At 68.1% G+C, this 23431-nt stretch carries 25 protein-coding genes and 1 tRNA gene; 15 read left to right on the forward strand and 11 right to left on the reverse strand.

All coding sequences use genetic code 11. The features are described 5' to 3' along the window. Position 1 precedes the first annotated feature (1 nt). A complete protein-coding gene (locus tag GOC52_RS03500) occupies positions 2-1081 on the forward strand; it encodes an NAD(P) transhydrogenase subunit alpha (protein WP_043398145.1) in 1080 nt (359 codons plus the stop codon). Positions 1082-1166: 85 nt separating this feature from the next. Here the strand turns inward: GOC52_RS03500 and GOC52_RS03505 are convergent, their stop codons facing one another. Genes GOC52_RS03505 through GOC52_RS03515 form a run of 3 tightly spaced genes read right to left on the reverse strand, consistent with a single transcriptional unit; the run spans position 1167 to position 2530 of the window. Next, positions 1167-1619, reverse strand: coding sequence for a DUF3106 domain-containing protein (locus tag GOC52_RS03505; protein WP_043398150.1), 453 nt, complete (start codon positions 1617-1619; stop codon positions 1167-1169). Between the two features lie 3 nt (positions 1620-1622). Next, the gene (locus tag GOC52_RS03510) at positions 1623-1949 is read right to left on the reverse strand and encodes a hypothetical protein (RefSeq protein WP_191850685.1); all 327 of its coding nucleotides are present in this window, start codon (positions 1947-1949) and stop codon (positions 1623-1625) included. After that, positions 1946-2530 carry an RNA polymerase sigma factor gene (locus tag GOC52_RS03515; protein WP_019338115.1) on the reverse strand — a complete coding sequence of 195 codons (585 nt, stop codon included), beginning with the start codon at positions 2528-2530 and terminating at the stop codon, positions 1946-1948. Before GOC52_RS03515 ends, GOC52_RS03510 begins: the two co-directional genes overlap by 4 nt. Before the next feature lie 98 nt (positions 2531-2628). Between GOC52_RS03515 and GOC52_RS03520 the strand changes: the two genes are divergently transcribed. Together GOC52_RS03520 and GOC52_RS03525 are read left to right on the forward strand one after the other, a co-directional pair. Beyond that, entirely contained in the window at positions 2629-2949 is a 321-nt protein-coding gene (locus GOC52_RS03520; RefSeq protein ID WP_019338116.1) for an NAD(P) transhydrogenase subunit alpha part 2, read from the forward strand. Next, entirely contained in the window at positions 2946-4406 is a 1461-nt protein-coding gene (locus GOC52_RS03525; RefSeq protein WP_043398156.1) for an NAD(P)(+) transhydrogenase (Re/Si-specific) subunit beta, read from the forward strand. The genes GOC52_RS03520 and GOC52_RS03525 overlap by 4 nt, the downstream gene beginning before the upstream one ends. Positions 4407-4519: 113 nt before the next feature. Here GOC52_RS03525 and GOC52_RS03530 read toward each other — a convergent pair whose 3' ends face one another. Then, positions 4520-4939, reverse strand: coding sequence for a hypothetical protein (locus tag GOC52_RS03530; RefSeq protein WP_010481778.1), 420 nt, complete (start codon positions 4937-4939; stop codon positions 4520-4522). Positions 4940-5061: 122 nt separating this feature from the next. On the opposite strand from GOC52_RS03530, the gene sufT reads away from it, so the two are divergent. From sufT to GOC52_RS03560, 6 genes are all read left to right on the forward strand, one after another. Next, on the forward strand, positions 5062-5613 hold the full coding sequence (sufT, locus tag GOC52_RS03535) for a putative Fe-S cluster assembly protein SufT (protein WP_005415385.1): 552 nt from the start codon (positions 5062-5064) through the stop codon (positions 5611-5613). Positions 5614-5672: 59 nt separating this feature from the next. Then, a complete protein-coding gene (locus tag GOC52_RS03540; RefSeq protein ID WP_010481775.1) occupies positions 5673-6767 on the forward strand; it encodes a branched-chain amino acid aminotransferase in 1095 nt (364 codons plus the stop codon). Between the two features lie 174 nt (positions 6768-6941). Next, positions 6942-7598 (forward strand): hypothetical protein, encoded by a 657-nt coding sequence (locus tag GOC52_RS03545; protein ID WP_043398163.1) that lies wholly within the window; start codon positions 6942-6944, stop codon positions 7596-7598. Continuing rightward, entirely contained in the window at positions 7595-7930 is a 336-nt protein-coding gene (locus tag GOC52_RS03550) for a transcriptional regulator (protein ID WP_010481771.1), read from the forward strand. The genes GOC52_RS03545 and GOC52_RS03550 overlap by 4 nt, the downstream gene beginning before the upstream one ends. Position 7931: 1 nt before the next feature. After that, a complete protein-coding gene (locus GOC52_RS03555; RefSeq protein ID WP_043398166.1) occupies positions 7932-8954 on the forward strand; it encodes a M23 family metallopeptidase in 1023 nt (340 codons plus the stop codon). Between the two features lie 365 nt (positions 8955-9319). Further along, positions 9320-11059, forward strand: a complete 1740-nt coding sequence (locus tag GOC52_RS03560; protein ID WP_049480234.1) for a S8 family peptidase — start codon at positions 9320-9322, stop codon at positions 11057-11059. A gap of 120 nt (positions 11060-11179) precedes the next feature. Here the strand turns inward: GOC52_RS03560 and GOC52_RS03565 are convergent, their stop codons facing one another. From GOC52_RS03565 to wrbA, 3 genes are all read right to left on the reverse strand, one after another. Beyond that, positions 11180-11665, reverse strand: a complete 486-nt coding sequence (locus GOC52_RS03565; protein ID WP_010481766.1) for an asparaginase domain-containing protein — start codon at positions 11663-11665, stop codon at positions 11180-11182. 79 nt (positions 11666-11744) lie between these two features. Continuing rightward, complete coding sequence (locus GOC52_RS03570) at positions 11745-12080, reverse strand: DUF2069 domain-containing protein (RefSeq protein ID WP_043398172.1); 336 nt, start codon at positions 12078-12080, stop codon at positions 11745-11747. Further along, complete coding sequence (gene wrbA, locus GOC52_RS03575; RefSeq protein ID WP_010481764.1) at positions 12077-12670, reverse strand: NAD(P)H:quinone oxidoreductase; 594 nt, start codon at positions 12668-12670, stop codon at positions 12077-12079. Before wrbA ends, GOC52_RS03570 begins: the two co-directional genes overlap by 4 nt. 77 nt (positions 12671-12747) lie before the next feature. On the opposite strand from wrbA, the gene GOC52_RS03580 reads away from it, so the two are divergent. Beyond that, positions 12748-14022 carry a YihY family inner membrane protein gene (locus tag GOC52_RS03580; protein ID WP_019338135.1) on the forward strand — a complete coding sequence of 425 codons (1275 nt, stop codon included), beginning with the start codon at positions 12748-12750 and terminating at the stop codon, positions 14020-14022. Continuing rightward, positions 14019-14588, forward strand: a complete 570-nt coding sequence (locus GOC52_RS03585; RefSeq protein WP_043398175.1) for a TlpA family protein disulfide reductase — start codon at positions 14019-14021, stop codon at positions 14586-14588. Before GOC52_RS03580 ends, GOC52_RS03585 begins: the two co-directional genes overlap by 4 nt. A 566-nt stretch (positions 14589-15154) precedes the next feature. Here GOC52_RS03585 and ppk2 read toward each other — a convergent pair. From ppk2 to hemA, 4 genes are read right to left on the reverse strand one after another with little or no spacing between them, the layout of a single operon-like run. Next, complete coding sequence (ppk2, locus tag GOC52_RS03590; protein ID WP_191850687.1) at positions 15155-15937, reverse strand: polyphosphate kinase 2; 783 nt, start codon at positions 15935-15937, stop codon at positions 15155-15157. Positions 15938-15983: 46 nt separating this feature from the next. Continuing rightward, a complete protein-coding gene (locus tag GOC52_RS03595) occupies positions 15984-17690 on the reverse strand; it encodes an O-linked N-acetylglucosamine transferase, SPINDLY family protein (protein ID WP_043403171.1) in 1707 nt (568 codons plus the stop codon). A 5-nt stretch (positions 17691-17695) separates the two neighbouring features. Further along, the gene (gene prfA / locus GOC52_RS03600) at positions 17696-18778 is read right to left on the reverse strand and encodes a peptide chain release factor 1 (protein WP_010481754.1); all 1083 of its coding nucleotides are present in this window, start codon (positions 18776-18778) and stop codon (positions 17696-17698) included. Then, positions 18756-20039 (reverse strand): glutamyl-tRNA reductase, encoded by a 1284-nt coding sequence (hemA, locus tag GOC52_RS03605; protein WP_010481752.1) that lies wholly within the window; start codon positions 20037-20039, stop codon positions 18756-18758. The genes prfA and hemA overlap by 23 nt, the downstream gene beginning before the upstream one ends. Positions 20040-20102: 63 nt before the next feature. Between hemA and GOC52_RS03610 the strand changes: the two genes are divergently transcribed. The 4 genes from GOC52_RS03610 (at position 20103) to GOC52_RS03625 (ending at position 23398) form a co-directional block, all read left to right on the forward strand. After that, positions 20103-21788, forward strand: coding sequence for a tetratricopeptide repeat protein (locus GOC52_RS03610; RefSeq protein WP_177178908.1), 1686 nt, complete (start codon positions 20103-20105; stop codon positions 21786-21788). After that, on the forward strand, positions 21785-22444 hold the full coding sequence (gene lolB / locus GOC52_RS03615) for a lipoprotein insertase outer membrane protein LolB (RefSeq protein ID WP_043403178.1): 660 nt from the start codon (positions 21785-21787) through the stop codon (positions 22442-22444). The genes GOC52_RS03610 and lolB overlap by 4 nt, the downstream gene beginning before the upstream one ends. After that, positions 22441-23310: a 4-(cytidine 5'-diphospho)-2-C-methyl-D-erythritol kinase gene (ispE, locus tag GOC52_RS03620; protein ID WP_043403181.1), complete on the forward strand. Its 870-nt coding sequence runs from the start codon at positions 22441-22443 to the stop codon at positions 23308-23310. Before lolB ends, ispE begins: the two co-directional genes overlap by 4 nt. Positions 23311-23321: 11 nt before the next feature. Then, a tRNA-Gln gene (locus GOC52_RS03625) sits at positions 23322-23398 on the forward strand. Positions 23399-23431 lie beyond the last annotated feature (33 nt).

Consider the following 23431-nt stretch of genomic DNA (forward strand, 5'->3'; position numbering starts at 1 on the left):
CATGGCCGTGGCGTTGCTGGGGATCAAGGAGACCGCGCCGGGCGAACGGCGCGTGGCGTTGACGCCGGAAACCGCGCGCAAGCTCGGTGCCCTCGGCATTACCGTCTGGTACGAGGCTGGCGCCGGCTTGGCCGCAGGCTTCACCGATGCGGCCTATGACGATGCCGGCGCACGTGTGTTCGACGCGGGCCGTTGGGGCGAGATCGATATCCTGTTGTGCGTGCAGGCGCCGCCGGCGTTGGTCCTGGAGCAGCTCAAGCCCGCTGCCAGCGTGGTTGGCCTGCTGGCCCCGGCCAGTGATCCGGCGCTTGCGGCATTGGCCGCTGGCGACCGCCTGCAGCTGTTCCCGCTGCAGCAGCTGCCGCGCACCACCCGCGCGCAGGCGATGGACGTGCTCAGTTCGCAGGCCGGCATGGCCGGCTACAAGGCGGCGCTGATCGCGGCCGAACGCGCGCCCCGTTTCTTCCCGATGCTGACCACTGCTGCCGGCACCGTGCGACCGGCCAAGGTGCTGGTGATCGGTGCGGGCGTGGCGGGCCTGCAGGCCATTGCCACTGCCCGGCGTCTTGGTGCGCAGGTGGAAGGCTTCGACGTGCGCCCGGAAACCCGCGAGCAGATCCAGTCGCTGGGCGCGCGCTTTCTCGACCTCGGGGTGAGCGCGGCGGGCGAGGGCGGTTACGCGCGCGCGTTGACCGATGAAGAGCGAGCCGAGCAGCAGCGCCGCCTGGCCGACCACCTGCGTGGTGTGGATGTGGTGATCTGCACCGCTGCGGTACCGGGGCGACCGGCGCCGACGATCGTGACTGCCGCAATGGTGGAAGGCATGGCCACCGGCAGCGTGATCGTGGATCTGGCGGCGGAGAGCGGCGGCAACTGCGCACTGACCCAGCCGGGGCAGTGCATCGAGCATCGGGGCGTGACCATCGATGGCCCGCTGGGCCTGGCCAGCCGCGGTGCAACGCAGGCCAGCGAGATGTATGCGCGCAACCTGCTCAACTTCGTCGCGCTGTTCGTGCGCGAAGGCCAGCTCGGTTTCGACTGGGACGACGAGCTGCTGGCCAAGACACGCTGGCTGGCGTGAGTCGGTAGCGCCGGGCCATGCCCGGCGAGCGCAGCGGTATGCGGAAATCCGCCGGGCATGGCCCGGCGCTACCGAAGCGGAGGCGTTACCGCGGCTTCGCCGGCGGCGGGTTCTCGCGCACCCAGTCCTTGCGTTGTTCCGGCGTCATCTGCGACCAGCGCTCGCGCAGTGCGTCGCGCTGCGCGGGCGGCAGATCCCGCATCTGGCCGAACAGGGCCCGGGCCTGCTCACGCTGTTCCGGGTTCATGTGCTCGAAGCGGCGCAGGCCACGCCGGGCCTTGTCGCGTTCCTCAGGGCTCATCGACTGCCAGCGCTGGCCATGCGAGAGCATGCGCTGGCGCTGGCCGGCATCGGCGCTGTTCCAGCGGTCGCGCAGCGGTGCCAGCAGGGATTCCCGCTGTGCTTCACTCAACTGTTCCCAAGCCGGCAGCGGTGCGGGGCGTGCGGCAGTGGCGGGCGCGGCGCTCTGCGCCAGTGCCGGAAGGGCCGGCAGCAGCGACAGGGTCAGCAGCAGCGGCAGGAGATTGAATCGGGGCATGGTTCACTCCATCGCCAGGTCGGTATCGCCCAGCCACAGGTACAGATCGGGATTTTCCTCGTAGAGCGCGCTGTTGTCTTCCACCGAGGCATGCACAGGTGCCGGCGCGGAGCCCGTCAGCGTGCCATGGCCGCTGAACTGCAGGCCGATACCCAGTGCCACCACCAGCGAACAGGCACTGGCCAGCCACCAGCGCCAGCGCCCGCGATGGGCGGCCGTGGCGCCGTGGCGAGCCTGGCGCAGCCTGGCCAGCGTCGCCGGCGACAGCGCGTGCAGCGACTGTGCGTGCAGGCTGCGCAGGGTGTCATCGGAAGGCAGGGAGCGGTTCACGGGTGGATCTCCAGGTAATCCTGCAGCGCCTGGCGGGCGCGTGCCAGATGGGTTTTTACCGCGCCTTCGCTGCAGCCCATGGCGCGGGCGGTGGTGGCCCCGTCCAGGTCCTGCAGCACGCGCAGGGTGAAGGCTTCGCGCTGGCGGGCGGGCAGGCGGCGCAACGCGTCCACCAGCTGCTGGTACTGCTGGCGCTGTTCATGCGCCTGTGCCGGGTCCGGGCCGGGATCGGCCCAATCGATCCCGCCGCCTTCCGCGTCCTGGTTGTCGCGCCAGAACGGCAGGCGGAAGCGGCGCCGGCGCTGCACGTCGATCACGCGCCGGCGCAGGATGCTCCAGAACAGCGGCGCCCATTCGGCCGCCGGCTTGTCGGCGTAGTCCAGCATGCGCAGCAGCGCGTCCTGCACCGCGTCCATGGCGTCTTCGCGCTGGCGCAGGCCCGCCTCGGCGAAGCGGAACGCACGCGGGCCGACGCTGGCCAGGAACGCTTCCAGCGACGCCGGCAGGGCATCGGTCTCGGCGCTCGGGGGGACGGGGCTGCTCACCAGCACAGGGTACGGTTCCTCGCTCGGGGTCACCATCGACAACGCGTGAGCGCGGCTTCGGTTGACGCCGGGCGCGCACCGGGTTCAGCCCATGGTTATGATGGGACGACGAAGACAGAGCAGGAGCGTTGCCAGTGAGTGACGGGTTCGTAGCGCTGTACATCTTCATGCTGGCAGCCATCGCCGGCCACGTGATCATTTCGCGGGTGCCGGTGATCCTGCATACCCCGCTCATGTCGGGCTCCAACTTCATCCACGGCATCGTGCTGATCGGTGCGATGGTGGTGCTGGGGCATGCGCAGACACCGCTGGAGAAAGCGCTGGGCTTCCTCGCCGTGGTGCTCGGTGCCGGCAACGCCGCCGGTGGCTACGTGGTCACCGCGCGCATGCTGGAAATGTTCAAGCCGAGCGCGCCCAAGGGCGGCAAGGACGAGTCGAAGGAGCCGCAGGCTTGAACATCAGCACCGTCGAACTGCTCGATTGGCTGGTCAAGGCCAGCTACCTCGTCGCCGCCACGCTGTTCCTGCTGGGCCTGCAGCGCATGGCCTCGCCGCTGACTGCGCGCAGCGGCATCCGCTGGGCCGGGCTGGGCATGCTGCTGGCCACGGTGGCGACGTTCTTCCTGCCCGAACTGCACAACATGCCGCTGATCCTGGTGGCGCTGCTGCTCGGCGCCGGCCTGGCCTGGTGGTCGGCCGGCAAGGTTGCCATCACCGACATGCCGCAGATGGTGGCGCTGTACAACGGCATGGGCGGTGGCTCGGCGGCGGCGATCGGTGCAGTGGAACTGCTGCGCTACGCCTTCCTGGCCAACCGCGATACCAGCCACTGGAGCGCGCAGGCGCTGGCCGACCTGGCCGCACGGCAGCCGTCGGGCATGGTGCTGCTGCTGGCGGTGGTCGGCGCGGCCATCGGTGCGGTGTCGCTGTCCGGCTCGGTGATCGCCTGGGCCAAGCTGGATGGGCGCCTGGACAAGCGCGTGACCTGGCCCGGCCAGCAGGTGATGAACCTGCTGGTGGCACTGGCGGTGGTGGTGCTGGCGATCATCGCCGCGAGCACGCTCCACACCTGGGCGATCGTCGCCTTCTTCGTGCTGGCACTGGCGCTGGGCGTGCTGATGACGCTGCCGATCGGCGGCGCCGACATGCCGGTGGTGATCTCGCTGTACAACGCCTTCACCGGCCTGGCGGTGTCGTTCGAAGGCTACGTGCTGGGCAATGAGGCATTGATCATCGCCGGCATGATGGTCGGCGCGGCGGGCATCCTGCTGACCCGGCTGATGGCCAAGGCGATGAACCGGCCGATCCGCAACGTGTTGTTCTCCAACTTCGGCGGCGGTGCCGGCGGGGAAGCGCAGGCGATCACGGGTGCGCAGAAGCCGATTGAAGCGTCGGATGTCGCGGCGATGATGGCCTACGCCGAGCGCGTGGTGATCGTGCCCGGCTACGGCATGGCGGTAGCGCAGGCGCAGCACAAGATCTGGGAACTGGCGCAGCGGCTTGGCCAGCGTGGGGTGAAGGTGAAGTTCGCGATCCATCCGGTGGCGGGGCGCATGCCCGGGCACATGAACGTGCTGCTGGCCGAAGCGGGCGTGCCCTACGACCTGATCGCCGACATGGACGACATCAACCCAGAGTTCGCCAACACCGACGTGGTGCTGGTGATCGGTGCCAACGACGTGGTCAATCCGGTGGCGCGCACCGACCCGGCCAGCCCGATCTACGGCATGCCCGTGCTGGACGTGGTCAACGCGCGCAACGTGGTGGTGATCAAGCGTGGCAAGGGCACCGGCTTTGCCGGCATCGAGAATGCGCTGTTCTACGCCGACAACACCCGCATGCTGTACGGCGACGGTGCGGAAGCGGCAGCCTCGCTGGTGAGCGAACTGAAGGCGCTCGACGGCGGGCATTGAGGCCGTACCGGTAGCGCCGGGCCATGCCCGGCGGCGTTTCGTGCGCGGACCGCTGCGCTCGCCGGGCATGGCCCGGCGCTACCCTCATCCACGCGTGACGTGGATCTGCGCGGTCAGCGCGCCAGCCAGGCGCCCACGGCCACGCCCAGGGCCAGCCACAGCCATTCCATTGCGCCATTGGCGAGGGTGATCAGGGTCCAGGCCAGGTGCGGGCCCATCCGCATCGTGGCGTCCCACAGATCCAGCCCGATCGAGCCGCCCATCCAGGCGCTAGCGATGGCCCAGTTGGCCACGGCGGCCACCAGCAGCGTGCCCAGCACGACCAGCGCGATGCGCAACCGGCCCGGGCCCAGCGTACCCATGCGCAGCATGAACACCAGTTCCAGGGCGGTCAGTACCGCCATCCAGCCGACCTGCCGGCCGGTCATCAGCGCCAGCACCATCCAGGCAAGGGGAGCAACAACCAGACCCAGCAACAGCATGATGGGCCAGAGCCAGGTCACGGTCCTGGCACGCGCGGCATTGGAGGACATCGAAGCTCCCTGAAGATCACCCACAGGATACTGTGGTTTGCCGCAGTGCACCGGCGGCCGCAGGGCGGCTGGGCTAGAATGCCGTCTTGCGTGGCCCCGGCCACGGCCCCATATCGGTCCCCATGTATTCCCGTAGCAGCGAACCTGTCCACTTCGAACGCGATTGCGAGGCCGTGATGGTCCCGCAGGGCGATACCGTGACCCTGCCTGCCGGCAGCTATGGGTACATCACCCAGGCGTTGGGTGGCAGTTACTCGGTGTTTGTCGAGGGCAACCTGTTCCGCATCGCCGGCAAGGACGGCGACGCCATCGGCAAGGAGGCGCCGGCACCGCTGGAGCTGCCCGCCGATGCCACGGATGAACAGGTGGAACAGCTGGTGTGGCAGCAGCTGCGCACCTGCTTCGACCCGGAAATTCCGGTGAACATCGTCGAACTGGGCCTGGTCTACGAAGTCGAGATCAAGCACCTGGACGAAGGCAAGCGCGAGATCGACGTGAAAATGACCCTGACCGCACCGGGCTGCGGCATGGGCGAGATCCTGGTCGACGACGTGCGCAGCAAGCTCGAAATGATCCCGACGGTGGCCGAGGCCGACGTCGACCTGGTGTTCGACCCGCCGTGGAACCAGCACATGATGTCCGAGGCGGCCCGGCTCGAGACCGGCATGCTTTGACCCACGGCCCGCAGTGACGCGGGCCCGGCATTACCCGCAACCAGAACAGGAAATCTCCGGTGTCCCAGTCCATTCCCAGCTTCGCCGTCACCCGTTCGGACCACCCGCGCAGCGCTGAAGAGCGCGCCCAGATCCTGGAGAAGCCGGGCTTCGGCCTGCACTTCACCGACCACATGGTGGAAGTGCGCTGGGACAAGGACACCGGCTGGCACAACGCCAACGTGCGCGCCTACGGCCCGCTGCAGCTGGACCCGGCTGCAGCCGTGCTGCATTACGGCCAGGAAATCTTCGAAGGCATCAAGGCCTACCGCCATGCCGACGGTTCGATCTGGACCTTCCGCCCGGATGCCAACGGCCGTCGCCTGCAGCGTTCGGCGCAGCGCCTGGCGCTGCCGGAACTGCCGGTGGAAATCTTCGTCGAATCGCTGAAGCAGCTGATCGCCGTCGACAGCGCCTGGGTGCCGTCGGCCGATGAGTCGAGCCTGTACTTCCGTCCGTTCATGATCGGCGACGAAGCCTTCCTCGGCGTGCGTGGCGCGCACAAGGCCGGTTACTACGTCATCGCCAGCCCGGCCGGCCCGTACTTCGCCAAGGGCGTCGCACCGGTGTCGATCTGGCTGTCGACCGAGTACGCACGTGCGGCCAAGGGCGGCACCGGCGCCGCCAAGTGCGGTGGCAACTACGCCGCCTCGCTGCTGCCGCAGCAGAAGGCGCAGGCACAGGGCTGCTCGCAGGTGCTGTTCCTCGACCCGGTGGAAGGCAAGTACCTGGAAGAACTGGGCGGCATGAACGTGTTCCTGGTCTACAAGGACGGCACGCTGGTCACCCCGCAGCTCTCGGGCAGCATCCTTGAGGGCATTACCCGCGAGAGCATCCTGCAGCTGGCCCGCGACCGCGGCATGAAGGTCGAAGAGCGCAAGGTCAGCATCGACGAGTGGAAGGACGGCGTTGCCTCCGGCGAGATCGCCGAAGTGTTCGCCTGCGGCACCGCGGCGGTGGTCACCCCGATCGGCCAGCTGAAGGGCGAGGGCTTCTCGGTGGGGGACATCAACGCCCCGGCCGGCGAAGTGACCATGTCGCTGCGCAAGGAACTGACCGACATCCAGTACGGCCGCCTGCCGGACCGCCACAACTGGCTGGTCAAGCTGGGCTGATCACCCACACCGAACCGTAGCGTCGAGCCATGCTCGACTGCGCCTCTGGAAAGCCCGTCCCAGTGACGGGCTTTCTGCGTTGTGGGCCCGCCCGCCAGACCGCAGCAGGTGATTACTTGACGCAAATAGGTTTGCAACGCAAACTAAGTTCAAGCGACCCCGATGGAGCGTGTCATGCAGCAGCCATCCGTCATTGATCCTTCCTCGCGCCTGCAGGCGCTGACCCGTGAATACTCGCGGTATTCGCGAAGTGCCGGGGGCCTGTCGGCGATGGCAGGCGGCATCGCCTGCCTGGCCTCGTTTCTTGCCGGCGCTCTGTTGCCGACCACCCTGGCGCTGCGCATCGTGCTGATTGCCGTGCCGGTGCTGTGGATCGTCGGCAAGCAATGGATGGCACGCCGCTACTACCAGCGGCTGGGCCAGGTCGAAGAGCAGGTCACGCCGGTCGAACGCAATTTCCAGCGCTTCTTCATCGCCTTCACCGCGCTGGTAAGCGTGCTGGTGATCGGCAGCGTGCTGACCCGGCTGGTACCGATGGGCGAACGCGCCTGGGACCTGCGCGCCATTGGCTACCTGGTCGTGGTGGCATTGTTGCCCTGGGTGGTGTGGCGCTGGCTGCGGACACCGCTGGAGTTCATCGTGGGCGTGTTCCTGCTGTGCCAGGCCGCGCTGGCCTTCACCGGGCAGGCGTACGGCTTCGGCCCGAGCACCGCGGTGTTCCCCTTGGCATCCATCGCACTGATCGTGGTCGGCTGGCGTGACCACCAGCGCTTCCAGCGGCTGCAGGTGGAGATGCGCGCGTTCATGGCGGCGCGGACGAACGTCGAATGACCCAGCTGCCTGATTCCAGAGCGCTGCTCCAGCTCGACCGCTTGATCCACGAGCCGGCGCGCCTGCTGATCCTGTCGATCCTGGCAGGTGCCGAATCTGCCGAGTTCGGATTTGTCGAGCATCTCAGCGGGTTGAGCAAGGGCAACCTCTCCAGCCATCTGAGCAAGCTTGAGGCGGCAGGTCTGGTCGCCATCGACAAGTCGTTCCGCGGCAAGCGCCCACTGACCACCTTGCAGTTGACGCCGAGGGGCCGCACTGCCCTGGCCGAGTACCGCACGCAGCTGGCGGCCATCGTTGCCGGCCTTCCCGATCCGGATCGAAAGGACCCCTGACATGACATTGCTTCTGCGCCTGTTTGCAGTTCTGGTTGTTTCCTTCTCTGCTCTCACCAGTGCGGCTGCGGCCACAGATCCGCGCCAACAAGGCGCCACGCTGACCACGCAGTTCTACGAAGGGCACGTCGACGCACTGTGGGAACGGATGACGCCGCAGATGCAGGCGGGGCTGCAGTCCCCGCAGAGCCTGGTGGCGCTGCGCGAGCAGGTGCTGGCGGGCTGGGGCGCAGAAACCGGGCTGGTCAGTGAGAAGGTCGAGAAGGTTGATGGATTCGACACCTATCTGCGGCAGGCGCGCTTCGCCAGGAGCCCGGCCATCATCCAGGTGCTGTGGGCCATCGATGCCGAAGGGCGGATCGGCGGCTTCTACATCCGCCCGCTACAGACCACACCGCCGCAGGCAGCGGCGAGCGGGTTCCTCGACTACCAGACCCGCACACGGCTGCAACTGCCGTTCGACGATGAGTACTTCGTGTTCTGGGGCGGGCGTACTGTCGAACAGAACTACCATGCGGCCCATGCCGGCCAGCGCTTCGCGCTGGATCTGCTGGTGCTCCGCGATGGCCGCTCGCACCGTGGCGATGGGCTGCGCAACGATGACTACTACTGCTTCGGTCGCCCGATCCTCGCGCCAGCCGATGGCACGGTGGTGGAAGTGATCGAGGGTGTGGCCGACAACGTGCCGGGCCAGATGAATGCCGCCCAGCTCACCGGTAACCGCGTCATCCTCGACCACGGCAATGAGGAGTACTCGGTGCTGGCGCACCTGCGCCAGGGCAGTGTGCGCGTTGCGCAGGGACAGGTTGTCCGCAGCGGCGCGCACCTCGGTGACTGTGGCAACAGCGGCAACTCCTCCGAGCCGCACCTGCACTACCAGCTGCAGGCCGGGCCCGTGTTCGGTGTCGGCGAAGCGTTGCCGGCACAGTTCTCCGGCTACGTGGCCGATGGCCAGCCGGTTGCACGCGGCGAGCCGGTCAAAGGGCAGCGCATCCGGCCGGCGCGCGTTCCGCAGGCAAAGTAGTCAGCGCGTCCGACGCGGCGGGCAGGCGCTCCGCGGTCGTTGGTGCCAGCAGTGGACGCCGATGTCGGCAAAGTCATCGCAGGACATGTGATGACCCAGTCAGGTGCGTGCAGGGCACGAGAAAGTTCCTTCACCTTCACAAACCCTCGACCCGGGAAGTCTCAGAACGGACATTTCATCTTGCTGAAAAGACGCTGAAAATCTTGTGGTGTCCGGTTTTGGTCTTTAGCGTCATCTGCACGGCGGATCGGAAGGGGGATCCGCTGGCTCGCCGGACTTCGAACCTCGCCAATGCAAGCCAGCCCAGGGTTCGGGCCGGTGCTTCTGCCGATTCCGGCATTCACACCACAAGAAAGGGAAATACGATGTCCCAGGTAACGCAACCGCGTGTGCGTCGAGTGTGGGTGGTCCTTGGTGCGTCCGTTCTGTCATCGCTGCTGCTGGCCACGCCTGCGCTGGCCGGTGATGTCCAGCTCAGCGGCCTGCAGTCCGCGCCGACCCACCAGCGCTTCATCGTGAAGTACCGCGACGGCAGCGCGCCGGTGGCCAACACCACCGCACTGGCCTCTTCACTGAAAAGTGCCGCCGCCGGCCTGGCCAGCAGCCAGGGCCGCGCGCTGGGCCTGCAGCAGGTCCGCAAGCTGGCCGTCGGCCCGACCCTGGTCAAGACCGATCGTCCGCTCGACCAGGCCGAATCCGAGCAGCTGATGCGCAAGCTGGCCGCCGACCCGAACGTGGAATACGTTGAAGTCGACCAGATCATGCGTGCCACGCTGACCCCGAACGACACCCGCTTCAGCGAGCAATGGGGCTTTGGCACCTCCAATGCCGGCATCAACATCCGGCCGGCCTGGGACAAGGCCACCGGCACCGGTGTGGTCGTGGCGGTGATCGACACCGGCATCACCAACCATGCCGACCTCAATGCCAACATCCTGCCGGGCTACGACTTCATCAGCGATGCGGCGATGGCGCGCGACGGCAACGGCCGCGACAACAACCCGAACGATGAGGGCGACTGGTACGGCGACAACGAGTGCCAGGCGGGCTACCCGGGTTCGAACTCCAGCTGGCACGGTACCCACGTCGCCGGTACGGTGGCGGCGGTGACCAACAACAGCACCGGCGTGGCAGGTACCGCATTCAACGCCAAGGTCGTGCCGGTGCGCGTACTCGGCAAGTGCGGCGGTTACACCTCTGACATCGCCGACGCGATTGTGTGGGCCTCCGGCGGCAGCGTCAGTGGCGTGCCGGCCAATGCCAATCCGGCCGAGGTCATCAACCTCTCGCTGGGCGGCGGTGGCAGCTGCTCGACCACCTACCAGAACGCGATCAATGGCGCTGTCGGCCGTGGCACCACCGTGGTGGTCGCCGCCGGCAACAGCAACACCAACGTGTCCTCGTCGGTGCCGGCCAACTGCCCGAACGTGATCGCAGTGGCGGCCACCACCTCGGCCGGTGCGCGTGCCAGCTTCTCCAACTATGGCAACGGCATCGATATCTCGGCACCGGGCCAGGGCATCCTGTCCACCCTCAACAGCGGCACCACCACCCCGGGCAGTGCCAGCTACGCTTCGTACAACGGCACCTCGATGGCGGCACCGCACGTGGCCGGCGTGGTCGCGCTGATGCAATCCGTAGCCCCGAGCCCGCTGAGCCCAGCGCAGGTGGAGAGCATCATCAAGAGCACCGCACGCCCGCTGCCGGGCGCCTGCTCGGGTGGCTGCGGCGCCGGCATCATCGACGCCAATGCCGCGGTGGCTGCCGCGATCAACGGCGGTGGCACCAACCCGGGTGGCAACGTGCTGCAGAACAACGTGCCGGTGACCGGCCTGGGCGCCGCCACCGGTGCCGAGCTGAACTACACCGTTGCGGTTCCGGCCGGCAGCAGCCAGCTGCGCGTGGCGATCAGTGGCGGCAGCGGTGATGCCGACCTGTACGTGCGCCAGGGCAGTGCCCCGACCGATACCACCTACACCTGCCGTCCGTACCTGAGCGGCAACAGCGAGACCTGCACCATCAACAGCCCGGCCGCCGGCACCTGGTATGTGCGGGTGAAGGCGTACAGCACCTTCTCGGGCCTGACCCTCAGCGCCCAGTACTGAGCCCAAGTCCCTCTCCATGGGCACGCCCCGGCTTAGGCCGGGGCGTTTTTTCATGGGGCCGCGCGGTGGTGCGTGCCGCCGCGTCGTGGTGGGTGCCGACCTTGGTCGGCACGCCGTTCCTCAAACCGATTCGAAGCGGTTCGCGGCCACGTTCTTGCGCACGTGCTGCGGGTCGAAAATCCGCCCGTTCATCGCGATGTACACGCCGCTCGGCAACGACTGCACCGCACCGATCGCGCAGCCGATGTTGAACTCCGCATCCGAACCGCGGAAACGCGCCGGGCTCAGCGCGCCGGTCATCACGATGGTCTTGTCCGGGATCGTCGCCAGCACCTTGCCGGTCTGCACCATCGAATCGGTGCCGTGGGTCACCAGCACGTGCCGGGTCGGCTGCGCGGCGATGGTGGCGCGGATCAGTTCGCGGTCTTCATCGTTGATGTGCAGCGAATCCTTGCGCAGGATCGGAATCACGTTGAAGCGGAACGTCACGCCCAGCTCGCGCAGGATCATGCCGATCTGGGGGTCGCCGATCTGGTAGTCCGACTTGTCGTCGAAGTAGATCTTGTCGATCGTGCCACCGGTGGTGACGACCAGGAGCTCTTCCATCATGTGCATGCGCGAAACCAGGACAGGTGCAGCGGCGCGGGGCCAGGAACACAGATGATACGGCCCGGCGGGCGCAGCGTCAGCGTCGCTTGCCGAAGCGGGCGCGCAGCCCTGGCAGGCTGGTGCTGAAGATCACCAGCAGGGCCAGCGCGATCTCGATCAGCGCCAGCCAGCGCGTCTCCGGGTGGCTCCAGGCGCTCATCACGCCGTGGCTGAACCAGCCCAGGGCCAGCACCGAGGCCCAGAAACCGGCCTTGCGCCAGCCCAGGCGCAGTGCGATGGCCAGTGCCAGTGGCGGCGCGGTGAACACCAGCTGGGTGGCCAGCCAGTGCTTGTCATTGATGAACCAGCCGGCGAACAGCGCGGCCAGCCCCATCAGGGCCAGCAGCAGGACCGTGCGCGGCGCGGCGCTCATCGGGCCAGCCGCTGCGCGATGTCGGCCACCCGGTGGCCCAGCGCGCGCGCCAACACCGCCTCGTCGTCGGTCGGCTGCGGGTCGTCGGCGGCACCGGCGACGTGGCTGGCGCCATAGGGCGTGCCGCCACTGGTGGTGTGGCTCAGCGCCGGCTCGGTGAACGGGATGCCGACGATCACGCAGCCGTGATGCAGCAGCGGCACCTGCATCGACAGCAGGGTCGATTCCTGCCCGCCATGCATCGAGGCGGTGGAGGTGAACACGCCGGCTGGCTTGCCGGAGAGGGTGCCGTTGACCCATTCGGCGCCCAGCCCGTCGAGGAAGTGCTTCACCGGGGCTGCCATGTTGCCGAAGCGGGTGGGACTGCCGAGCAGCAGGCCCTGGCACTCGACCAGGTCCTGCACGCTCACGTAGGGGGCGCCATCGTCGGGTACCGGCGGCTGCGCGGTCTGGGTCACCGCAGCCACCGGCGGCACCGTGCGCAGGCGCGCGGTCATGCCCGGCACTTCGCCGATGCCCCGCGCGATCTGGCGCGCCAGCCGTGCCACCGAACCGCCCCGGCTGTAGTACAGCACCAGAATCTCGCCCATCGTGCCCGCTTCTCCTCGTCGTGTGGCCACCAGTATGGCTATCCTGCGAGCATTCCGCATCGGGTACCCTTTCGCCGATGGAACCTTTGGATACGCTCAACCTGTGGATGGAGCGCGCGCGGGATCGCGCACGGGCCATCAGTTTCGGCCGCTTCCTGTGGCATCGCTTCCTCGACGACCGCCTGTTCCAGGCAGCGGCGGCGCTGGCGTACACCACGGTGTTCGCGCTGGTGCCGCTGGCCATCGTGGTGTTCGGCGTGCTCTCGGCCTTCCCTGTCTTCGACCGCTGGAGCGACCAGCTCAGCGATTACGTCTTCTCCAACTTCGTGCCCAACGCCGCGCGTGCGGCGGAGGGCTACCTGCGGCAGTTCTCGGCCAGTGCCGGCCAGCTCACCGCCGCTGGCTTCATCGCGCTGGTGGTATCGCTGCTGATCACCCTCAACAGCGTTGAAGAGACCTTCAACCAGATCTGGCGGGTCGGTTCGACCCGGCCCAAGCTGACCCGCTTCCTGGTCTACTGGACCGTGCTGACGTTGGGCGCGATGCTCGCTGCCGCTTCGCTGGCGGTGTCGGCGCGTGTGTTCGCGATGCCATTGTTCGGGACCCAGGAAGGTCGTTGGCTGGCCGAGTTCGCGCTGCGGCTGGCGCCGATCCTGATCGAGTTCGTCTGCATCACGCTGATGTTCCGGGTGGTGCCGCACCACACCGTGAAATGGCGGCACGCGGTGCCCGGCGCGATTCTCGCGGCGGTGATCCTGGAACTGGTGAAGTGGGGCATCGGCGCCTATCTGGGCAGTTTCCAGTCCTACCAGAAGCTCTACGGCACGGTGGCGTTCGTGCCGATCCTGCTGCTGTGGATCTACCTGTGCTGGGTGGCGGTGCTGCTGGGCGCGTCGCTGTCCTCGTCGATGGCGGCCTTCCGCTACCAGCCGGTGGAACTGCGCCTGCCGCAGGGCTACGAGTTCTATGGCCTGCTGCGCCTGCTCGGCCGCTTCCACCATGCACGTGCCAAGGGCAAGGGCCTGGCCGACGATGAAATCCTGCGTCTGGAGCCGATGCTGACCGACTCGCTGCTGCAGGACCTGGCCTGCAACCTGCAGGAAATCGGCCTGTTGCGCCGCGATGAACGCGGCGAATGGCTGCTCTCGCGCGACCTGGACCAGGTGAGCCTGGCCGATCTGTACGAATGCACCCAGCTGCGCATCCCGGTAGCCGAGCAGCATCTGCCCTACCGCGACGACAGCCTGGGCCGTGCTGCGCTGGCGGCACTGGACGATCTGCGGCTGCCCCTGCGCGAACGCCTCAAGCGCAAGGTCAGCGATATCTACACCGATTCCGGAGACATGCCATGACCCACAAGACCCCGTTGCTGCTCCCGCTGGCCCTGCTGCTGGCGCTGTCGGCCTGCAAGCCGGCCCAGGAGCCGACCCCCGCCAGCAGCCAGCCACCGGCACAGGCGCCGACGCCGACCACTCCGGCACCGGTCGATGAAACCCCGGCCGAGCGCACCACCGCCGAGTTCCCGACGCTGAAGATGAAGGCAGTGGATGGCAGCGACTACGACCTGGCCGCGCATCGCGGCAAGTGGGTGGTGGTGAATTTCTGGGCGACCTGGTGTGCACCGTGCCGCAAGGAAATGCCGGAGCTGTCGGCGCTGCACGCGATGCGCAGCAACATCGAGGTGGTCGGCCTGGCCTATGAAGACATCGAGGTGCCGGAGATGCAGTCGTTCCTGACCAAGCATCCGGTGACCTATCCGATCGTGATCGTGGACCCGTTCGACCCGCCGGCGGATTTCGCCACGCCGCGTGGTTTGCCGTTGACGCACCTGCTGGACCCGCAGGGCAAGCTGGCGCACAGCTTCCTCGGCCCGGTGACGGCCGCCGACATCGAAAAGCAGATCGCTGCTGCCAAGTAGTGGGTTGGTCGGCAGGGCCTGAGGCCCTGCACCCGCTACGAGCCAAGGCAACAGCAAGAGCAACAGCCGAAGCAACGGCGGGTCTCCTGAGGGATGGCGGGGTGGGTCCGGTTGCGGGGGCCGCTGCAAGTACGTCCATGTAAGCTCGGTCGCCGCATCCATGCGGCTCACGCCCCCGCCACCGGACCCACCCCGCCTTCGACAGTTCTCCGCGATCTGTCGGAATGCATGGACTGCTCTTGGTGGGTGTCGACCCTGGTCGACACGTAGATCCACGCCATGCGTGGATGCTCTTCGTTCAATTGTCGAAATATTCGATTTCAATGGAGATTCATCCACGCATGGCGTGGATCTACCTCCGTCACCGGAAATCCGTCGGGGATGGGGTGGTGTGGGTTGGCAGGACCGTTGGCGCCATGGATGGCGCCATCGAGCCCCCATGGATGGGTTTACGGCGTGTCCTGCCAACCCACACCACCCCAGCCAACAAGCAAAACTCCCAGAGCCGGCTGTTGCCGTTGCTCTGGCTTCGGCAGGTGCAGGGCCGCAGGCCCTGCCGACCCACCCTATTCCTCGACCGGGAAATCCTCGATCGGCTTCAGCACATCGTAGTGCTCGCGATGCAGCTTGCCCTTCAGCTTCGGCAGCTCCGGCAAAGGCGCGTCCACGCGCGTATCCGGCAGCCGGTCCAGCAGGTTGCGCACCAGGGTCAGCCGGCCCAGCCGCTGGTCGTTGAAATCCACCAGCGTCCACGGCGCCGCCTCACGATGCGTCGCGCGCAGCATTGCCTCGCGGGCCTCGGTGTAAGCGCTGTACTTGCTGCGTGATTTAAGGTCCACCGGAGAGAGCTTCCAGCCCTTCAGCGGATCGAGGTGGCGCTCGGCGAAGCGCTTTTCCTGCTGCTCCTGGTCCACGCACAGCCAGTACTTGAACAGCAGGATGCCGTCGTCCACCAGCAGCTGTTCGAACACCGGCGCCTGATGCAGGAACTGCTGGTACTCGGTTTCGCTGCAATAGCCCATCACCCGCTCGACGCCTGCGCGGTTGTACCAGCTGCGGTCCATCAGCACGATCTCGCCGGCGGCCGGCAGGTGCGAGGCGTAGCGCTGGAAGTACCACTGCGTGGCTTCGCGGTCGGTGGGCTTGGGCAGCGCCACCACCCGGCATTGGCGCGGGTTGAGGTGCTGGCAGATGGCCTGGATCGCGCCGCCTTTGCCTGCGGTATCACGTCCCTCGAACAGCACCAGCAGGCGTTGCCCGCTGTGCTGCACCCAGCGCGCCATGGCGGTCAGTTCCAGCTGCAAAGGCAGCAGCAGTTCGTCGTAGTCCTTGCGCTTGAGCTTGGTCATCGTCACACCACGCGGGGAGGAATCCCGAGCGTAGCGCAGGGATCGCTCAGCCGATGTCGAGGCCCTGCCAGCCCTGTTCGCCCGCCAGATGCTGCAGCAGCGCCGAAAGGTCGTGGGCAAATCCGGCCATGTCGAACAGGCCGCTGTCTTCGCGTGCCTGTGCCAGTTCAGCGCGCAACGCCGCCAGTGCTGCCGGATCGTTGCCCAGCGCGCTGGCGGTGGCGATGAACCCGGCATCGTCGGCGACATTCATCCGTGCCAACCCCAGATGGTGGTTGAGGCTGCCGGCCACGCGCGCGGCGAAGGTGTCGCCGGGGCAGGTCAGCACCGGGCAGCCGGCCCACAGCGCATCGGAGGCGGTGGTGTGGGCGTTGTAAGGATGCGTGTCCAGGAACAGGTCGGCCAGCTGATATCGGGCCAGGTACAGCGGATGCGGCAGCTTGGCCATGAACACCAGGCGCGCCGGGTCCAGGCCTGCGGTCTGTGCGGCGGCACGCAGGCGCGCATCGGCCTGGCCGGGGCCGGACATCAGCCACAGCACGCTGCCGGGCACTGCCTGCAGAATGGCGAAGGCGCGGCCCATGCTGCGCGGGTTGAGCTTGTAGCTGTTGTTGAAGCAGCAGAACACCACGCCCTGTTCGGGCAGGCCGCAGTCGGCACGGCTCGGCGCAGGCTTCAGCACGCGCGTGTTGTCCGACGGCTGGAAGGCGCGCGGCAGGCGCAGCACGCGTTCGCTGTAGTGCGGCTCCAGTGCGGGTGTCAGGGCGAAGGCATCGCCGATCACCGCATCCATCCACGGCGCGCCCGAGGTGCCCGGATAAGCCAGCCAGTTCAACTGCAGCGGGGCAGGGCGCATCGCCAGCACTTCCGGCGTGCCGCCGCCGCCCCAGCCGCGCAGGTCGAACAACAGGTCGATGCCCTGTGCGCGGATGCGCGCGGCAGTGTCTGCATGGCGCAGGCCAGCCACATCATGCAGCTGTGTGGCCGTCTGCAGGCGCTGGCGGATGCGGCTGCCGTCGTCGCGGTTCAACGCGAACAGATGCAGCTGCAACGCCGGGTCATGACGCAGCTGCTCGAACAGGGCCACGGTCAGCAGCCCGGTGGGATGGGCGCCAAAACCATTGGAAAGGAAACCGACGCGCAGGGGGCCGTGCGCGCGCACCTTCACGGCAGGAAGGGGACGTACCCCCGAAGCAACCACTGCGGCGCGTGCACGCGCGCAGGCCAGCTGTTCGGCCGCGCTGGCATCCTCGCTGAGGAACGCGAACGGTTCGACCACGCCTTGCCCGGTGGCCAGGGCGCCACGCACCTGTGTGGCCAGCGCATCCACGTCCTGCCAGTCGCAGAGGCGACGCTGCCAGGCCAGGCGCTGCGCGGCGATATAGGGTTCGTCCGGCATCAGCGCATGTGCACGGCGATAGGCCGCCGCCGCGCCTTCTGCATCATCGGCATCTTCCAGCGCATGGCCCAGCCACAACGCGATGCCGGGGTGCTGCGGGGCCAGCGCCGAGGCCTGGCCGAGCAGCTTCGCCGCGTCGGCATGCGCGCCGGCCATCCAGGCCACGCGACCCAACCGTGCCAGTGCTTCAGGGTGATTCGGGCGCAGCTGCAGGGCACGTCGCGCGGCCTGTTCGCCGGCAGCGATGTCGCCGGCTTCCAGTTCCACATCGGCCAGCATGACCCAGGCGACGAAGTCGCCGGGCTGGCGTGCAATCGCCTGTTGCAGGTGCTGTCGCTGCTGCCAGGCCGTCATCGTGCTCAGCCCGCCGACAGCTGGGCCAGGGCGTCGACCTGGTGCTCGTGGCTGAGCCGCTGCAGCAGCGGATCGAGGTCGCCGGCCAGTACGTTGGGCAGGTCGTACAGCGTCAGGCCTTCCACGCGGTGGTCGGTGATCCGGCCCTGCGGGAAGTTGTAGGTGCGGATGCGCTGGCTGCGGTCGCCGCTGCCGACCTGCAGGCGCCGCGATTCGGCCTGCGCCGCGTCCTGGCGCTGGCGCTCGGCGTCCAGTAGTTGTGCTTTCAGGCGTTTCATCGCCTTGTCGCGGTTGGCGTGCTGGCTGCGCTCGGTCTGGCATTCCACCACCACGCCGGTCGGCACGTGGGTGATGCGGATGGCCGATTCGGTCTTGTTCACGTGCTGGCCGCCGGCACCGGACGAGCGGAACGTATCCACCTTCAGGTCGGCCGGGTTGATGACGATGTCATCGACCTCATCGGCCTCGGGAATGATCGCTACGGTGGCCGCCGAGGTGTGGATGCGGCCCTGAGATTCGGTGGCTGGCACGCGCTGCACGCGATGCGTACCCGATTCGAACTTCAGGCGCGAGAACGCTCCACGGCCGACCACGCGCGCCACCACTTCCTTGTAGCCGCCGTGCTCGCCCGGACTGTCCGATTCGATCTCGACCTTCCAGCCCTGGCGTTCGGCGTAGCGGGCGTACATGCGGAACAGGTCGCCGGCAAAGATCGCTGCCTCGTCGCCGCCGGTACCCGCGCGCACTTCCAGGAACAGGTTGCCTTCGTCGCGCGGGTCGCGCGGCACCAGCAGCAGCGCCAGCTCCTGCTCCAGTTCCTGCAGGCGCGCCTGTGCAGCAGCGATTTCCTCGTCGGCCAGCTCGCGCAGGTCGGGGTCGGCGCGCATGCCTTCGGCGGCTGCCAGATCGGCCTTGGCACGGGCTTCATCAGCCAGGGCGATGGCGATCGGTTCAAGTTGGGCGAATTCGCGCGAAAGGTCGCGGAAACGAGTGTTGTCGGCGACCACATCGGGTTCGGCGAGCAGGCGTTCCAGTTCTTCGCGGCGCTCGGCCAGCGCTTCCAGCTTACGGCGCAGGGTCGGCGTCATCGGGTCTCACGGGTGGGTGGCGGTAACCCGGCGTGGCCGGGAACAGGCGCTCGGCGGCGCGGGTCAGGTCGGCATCGCCACTCAGCGCGGCCGCACGCAGGGCGGCGGTCGGCGGATGCAGCAGGCGGTTGGTCAGGCCGTGGGCAAGCAGCTCCAGCACTTCATCGGCCGGCTTGCCGTTGGCCAGTTGCTGGCGTGCGCGCTCCAGCAGCTCGGCGCGGGTGGCTTCGCCGAACGCGCGCAGCTGCCGCAGCGGCGCCTGGTGGGCGCTGGCCTGCTGGGTCTCGACGAAGCGCGACACCTGCAGGTCGATGATCGCCTCGGCTTCGGCGGCGGCCTCACGGCGGCCACGGCGGTTGTCTTCCACCGCACGCTCGAGATCGTCCACGGTGTAGAGGAAGGCATCGTTGAGCGTGCCGACCTCGGCCTCGATGTCGCGCGGTACGGCCAGGTCGAACAGCAGCATCGGCTTGTGCCGGCGCGCGCGCAGGGCCTTGGCCACCATCTCGCGATGGATCACCGGTTCGCGCGCAGCGGTGGCCGAGAACACCACGTCGGCCTCGCCCAGGTGGCGGTCCAGTTCGGTCAGCGGCAGGGCCACGCCGCCATGGCGGCTGGCAAGTTCCTGCGCGTGGGCGAGGGTGCGGTTGGCGATCAGCAGCCGGCGTACCTTGCCTTCGCTCAGGTGCCGTGCAGCCAGTTCGATGGTCTCGCCGGCACCGACCAGCAGCACGGTGGAATCGTCCAGCCGGGCGAACGCGTTCTGCGCCAGGCGCACTGCGGCCGACGCCACCGATACCGGGTTGGCGCCGACCTGGGTATCGGTGCGCGCACGCTTGGCCACCGAGAAGGTCTGCTGGAACAGGCGGTCCAGGCGCTGGCCGAGCAGGCCGTGGTCGCGCGCGGTCGACCAGGCATCCTTCACCTGGCCGAGGATCTGCGGCTCACCCAGCACCATCGAGTCCAGGCCGGTGGCGACCCGGAACAGGTGGCGCACGGCCTCGGCATCGGCGTGCTGGTACAGGTAGCCCTGCAGGTCGCCGGCCTGGGTGTGCAGCCACTGGTCCAGCGCCTGTGCCGAATCGGCCACGGCATACAGCTCGGTGCGGTTGCAGGTGGACAGCAGCACCGCCTCGGCGATCTGCGGGGTATCGCGCAGCGAACCGAGCGCGCGCGGCAACGCCTCACCGGCGAAGGCCGCGCGCTCGCGCAGCTCCACCGGTGCGGTCTGGTGATTCAGTCCGAGCACCCACAGGGTCATTGTTCAGTTGCTTGCGATAAGCTGCTGGCCATTGGACGACATTTTAAGGCCCCGATGCCGACGATGCCCGCATTGATTCGCATCCCCAGTGTTCTGCTGCTGTCCCTGGCCTGCAGCCAGGCCCTGGCGGCGGTACCGGCCAAGGCCCCTGTAAGGGCCCCGGCCACTGAGGAACTGGCGCTGGAGCCGGTGATGGCCGGTGAGTTCGCCCTGCAGGCCGGCAAGCTGGCTGAGGCCGCGCGCTGGTACCTGCAGGCGGCCCAGCAGACCGACGGCGACGCCGGCCTGGCCGAGCGTGCGACCCGCATTTCCATGCTCGCCAACGATGATGCCAGCGCCGCCAAGGGCCTGGCCCTGTGGCAACAGCGGGCCCCGCGCTCATTGACCATGCGCAGTGCGGCCGGTGCGCTGGCCATGCGCCAGGGCGATGTGAAGGCTGCCCGCACCGAACTGCAGGGCCTGCTGGCCGACTCCGACGAGCGCGGTTGGAAGTTTGCCCTGGCCGCCCTGATCGGTGGGGGGCGCGATCCGGCGGTGCCCGCGCAGGTGCTGGGTGAGCTGGTCGACGCCAACGCCATTCCACCGAAGATCGAAGCCTGGCAGGAGTTCGGCCGCCTCGCCCTGCGCATGGACAAGCCCGAACTGGCGCGGCGCATGATCGATGAAGTGGTCAAGCGCTTCCCTGAAGAACCGCGTGTGGCGTTGCTGCGTGCCAGCCAGCTGCAGCAGGCCGGGGAGACCGGCAAGGCGCTGTCGCTGCTGCACGATGTGGAGCCTAAGACCCGCCAGGACCCGGAACTGCGCAATGCGGTGGCCATTGCCTACGACAGCCTCGGCCAGCCGTCCGCGGCCGAGCGCGTGCTGGCCTTCGGCCCGCAGGACGTGCAGACCTGGGGCATGCGCGCTTCGCTGCTGGCCAAGCAGGGCGACAAGGCGGCGCTGTCCAACCTCTACAACGAACTGTCGCGGCAGGCGGCCAAGCCGGACCCGGCGCAGCGCCTGCTGCTGGGCAAGATCGCCGAGTACCTGAAGCGTTATCCCGAGGCGGTGCAGTGGTATCACAGCGTGCCCGGCGGCGATGAGCTGAGCGAAGCGCGCCTGCGTGCGGCCAACGCCCAGGCCCTGGCCGGGCGTCTGCCGCTGGCACTGGATGAGGTGCACGCGATCCAGTCCGATGCGGTGGTCGACGACGATGTGCGCCGCGACGCCTACCTGCTGGAAGCGGAACTGCGCCAGCGCGCCGACGACAGTTCCGGTGAACTGGATGCGCTGGCCCGCGGCCTGGCCGCTTATCCGGATGACAACGGCCTGCTGTACGCCCGTGCGCTCACCTGGGAACGCCGCGATGACATTCCGCGCGCCGAGGCTGACCTGCGCAAGATCCTGGTGACCGACCCGGAGAACGTGCCGGCTTTGAACGCGCTGGGCTACACCCTGGCCGATCGCACCGGCCGCCTGCAGGAAGCACTGGAGCTGATCGACCGCGCCCGCGTGGCTGAGCCGGACAACGCCGCCATCGTCGACAGCTATGGCTGGGTGCTGTATCGCCTGGGCCGCAAGGAAGAGGCGCTGGTGCAGCTGCGTCGTGCCTGGACCCTGGCCAAGGACCCGGAGATCGCCGCCCATGTCGGCGAAGTGCTGTGGGTGCTGGGCAAGCATGACGAGGCCCGCCACTTCTTTGAAGAAGCGGCCAAGCTCGATCCTGAAAACCGCGCGCTGCTGCGCGCCCGCGAGAAATTCAATCCATGAGTGTTTCCCTGATCCGGCCGCTGCTGTTGGCGGCCGTGACCCTGGCGGTGACCGCCTGTACCAGCGTGGGCACGCAGAAGACCCCGGCGCCGGCGGTGGTCGAGGTTGTTTCGGCCGAAGCGGCGCAGGCGGAGGCGGCGCGCGTGGCCGCGCTGCAGGCACAGTCGGACTGGGCCTTCCAGGGCCGGGTCGCGGTCAGCAAGGGCAAGGATGGCGGCAGCGGTCGCATCGACTGGAAGCAGGAAGGGCGCCGCTATGTGGTCGAGCTGAGCGCGCCGGTGACCCGGCAGAGCTGGAAGCTGACCGGCGATACCCATTCCGAAGCCGGTCGCCTTGAGGGACTGGCCGGCGGGCCGCGTGACGGCGAGGACGCCCAGCAGCTGCTGCTGGAGGCGACCGGCTGGGACATCCCGGTCAACCAGCTGCCGCAGTGGATCCGTGGCCTGGTGGCCGGCGATGCTGCCGGTCCGGAGAAGGTCGAGCGCGATGGTGAAGGCCGGCCGCGTCGCATGCAGCAGATGGGCTGGCAGGTGCAGTACCTGGACTGGTACCCGGCCGAGGCCGGGCGCCCGGCGCTGCCGCGCCGGATCGAGGCCAGCAATGGCGACGCCAAGGTGCGCCTGCTGGTGGACCAGTGGGGGCAGGGCGCCCCATGAGTGCCGGGCACGATGACGCGGGCTGGTCCTGGTGGCCGGCCCCGGCCAAGCTGAACCTGTTCCTGCACATCACCGGCCGCCGCGCCGACGGCTACCACGAGCTGCAGACCGTGTTCCGCCTGCTGGACTGGGGCGACCGCATTGGCCTGCGCCTGCGTGAAGATGGCCAGGTGCGCCGGCAGGGCGACGGCCTGGCCGGCGTGGCCGAGGCGGATGACCTGGCGGTACGCGCCGCGCGGCTTCTGAAAGACGCGGTCAATAGCGCGCAAGGCGCCGACATCATCGTCGAAAAGCACGTTTCTGCCGGCGGTGGCTTTGGCGGCGGTTCCTCCGATGCCGCCACCGTGCTGGTGGTGCTGAACCGGCTCTGGCGGGCAGGTCTGGACGAGGATGCGCTGGCCGCGCTGGGCCTGCGCCTGGGCGCGGACGTGCCGGTGTTCGTGCGCGGCCGCAATGCCTGGGCCGAAGGCGTGGGCGAGCGCCTGCAGCCGATCACCCTGGCCCCGGCCTGGTACGTGGTGGTCGAACCGGGCGTTCATGTTCCCACCCCGGCCCTGTTCGCAGACCCGGATTTGACGCGCGACAGCCCAGTGGCGAAAATAGAGGACTTCGCTTCCGGGACCCTGGTCGGGAACGTGTTCGAACCGGTGCTGCGCCGCCGTGAGCCTGCCGTCGAGGCAGCGTTCGCCGCGTTGAGCGACATCGGCACGGCGCGGCTGACCGGTTCGGGAAGTGGTTGTTTCGTCGAGTTCGCATCGCAGTCTGCCGCAGAGCAGGGACGGTCGAAGTTGCCGAAGGAGTTGCGGGCAAGGGTGGCAGCGGGCGTTGCGCGTTCGCCACTGCTGGATGCACTCGAGCAACACTGATTTATCACTGCAGGGGCGTCGCCAAGAGGCCCAAGGCACCAGGTTTTGATCCTGGCATTCGTAGGTTCGAATCCTACCGCCCCTGCCAATAGCGGCTGTGTCCGCGCCTTCCAGCGCATCG

It is taken from the genome of Stenotrophomonas sp. SXG-1 (assembly GCF_014083965.1).
Lineage (GTDB): Bacteria > Pseudomonadota > Gammaproteobacteria > Xanthomonadales > Xanthomonadaceae > Stenotrophomonas > Stenotrophomonas geniculata.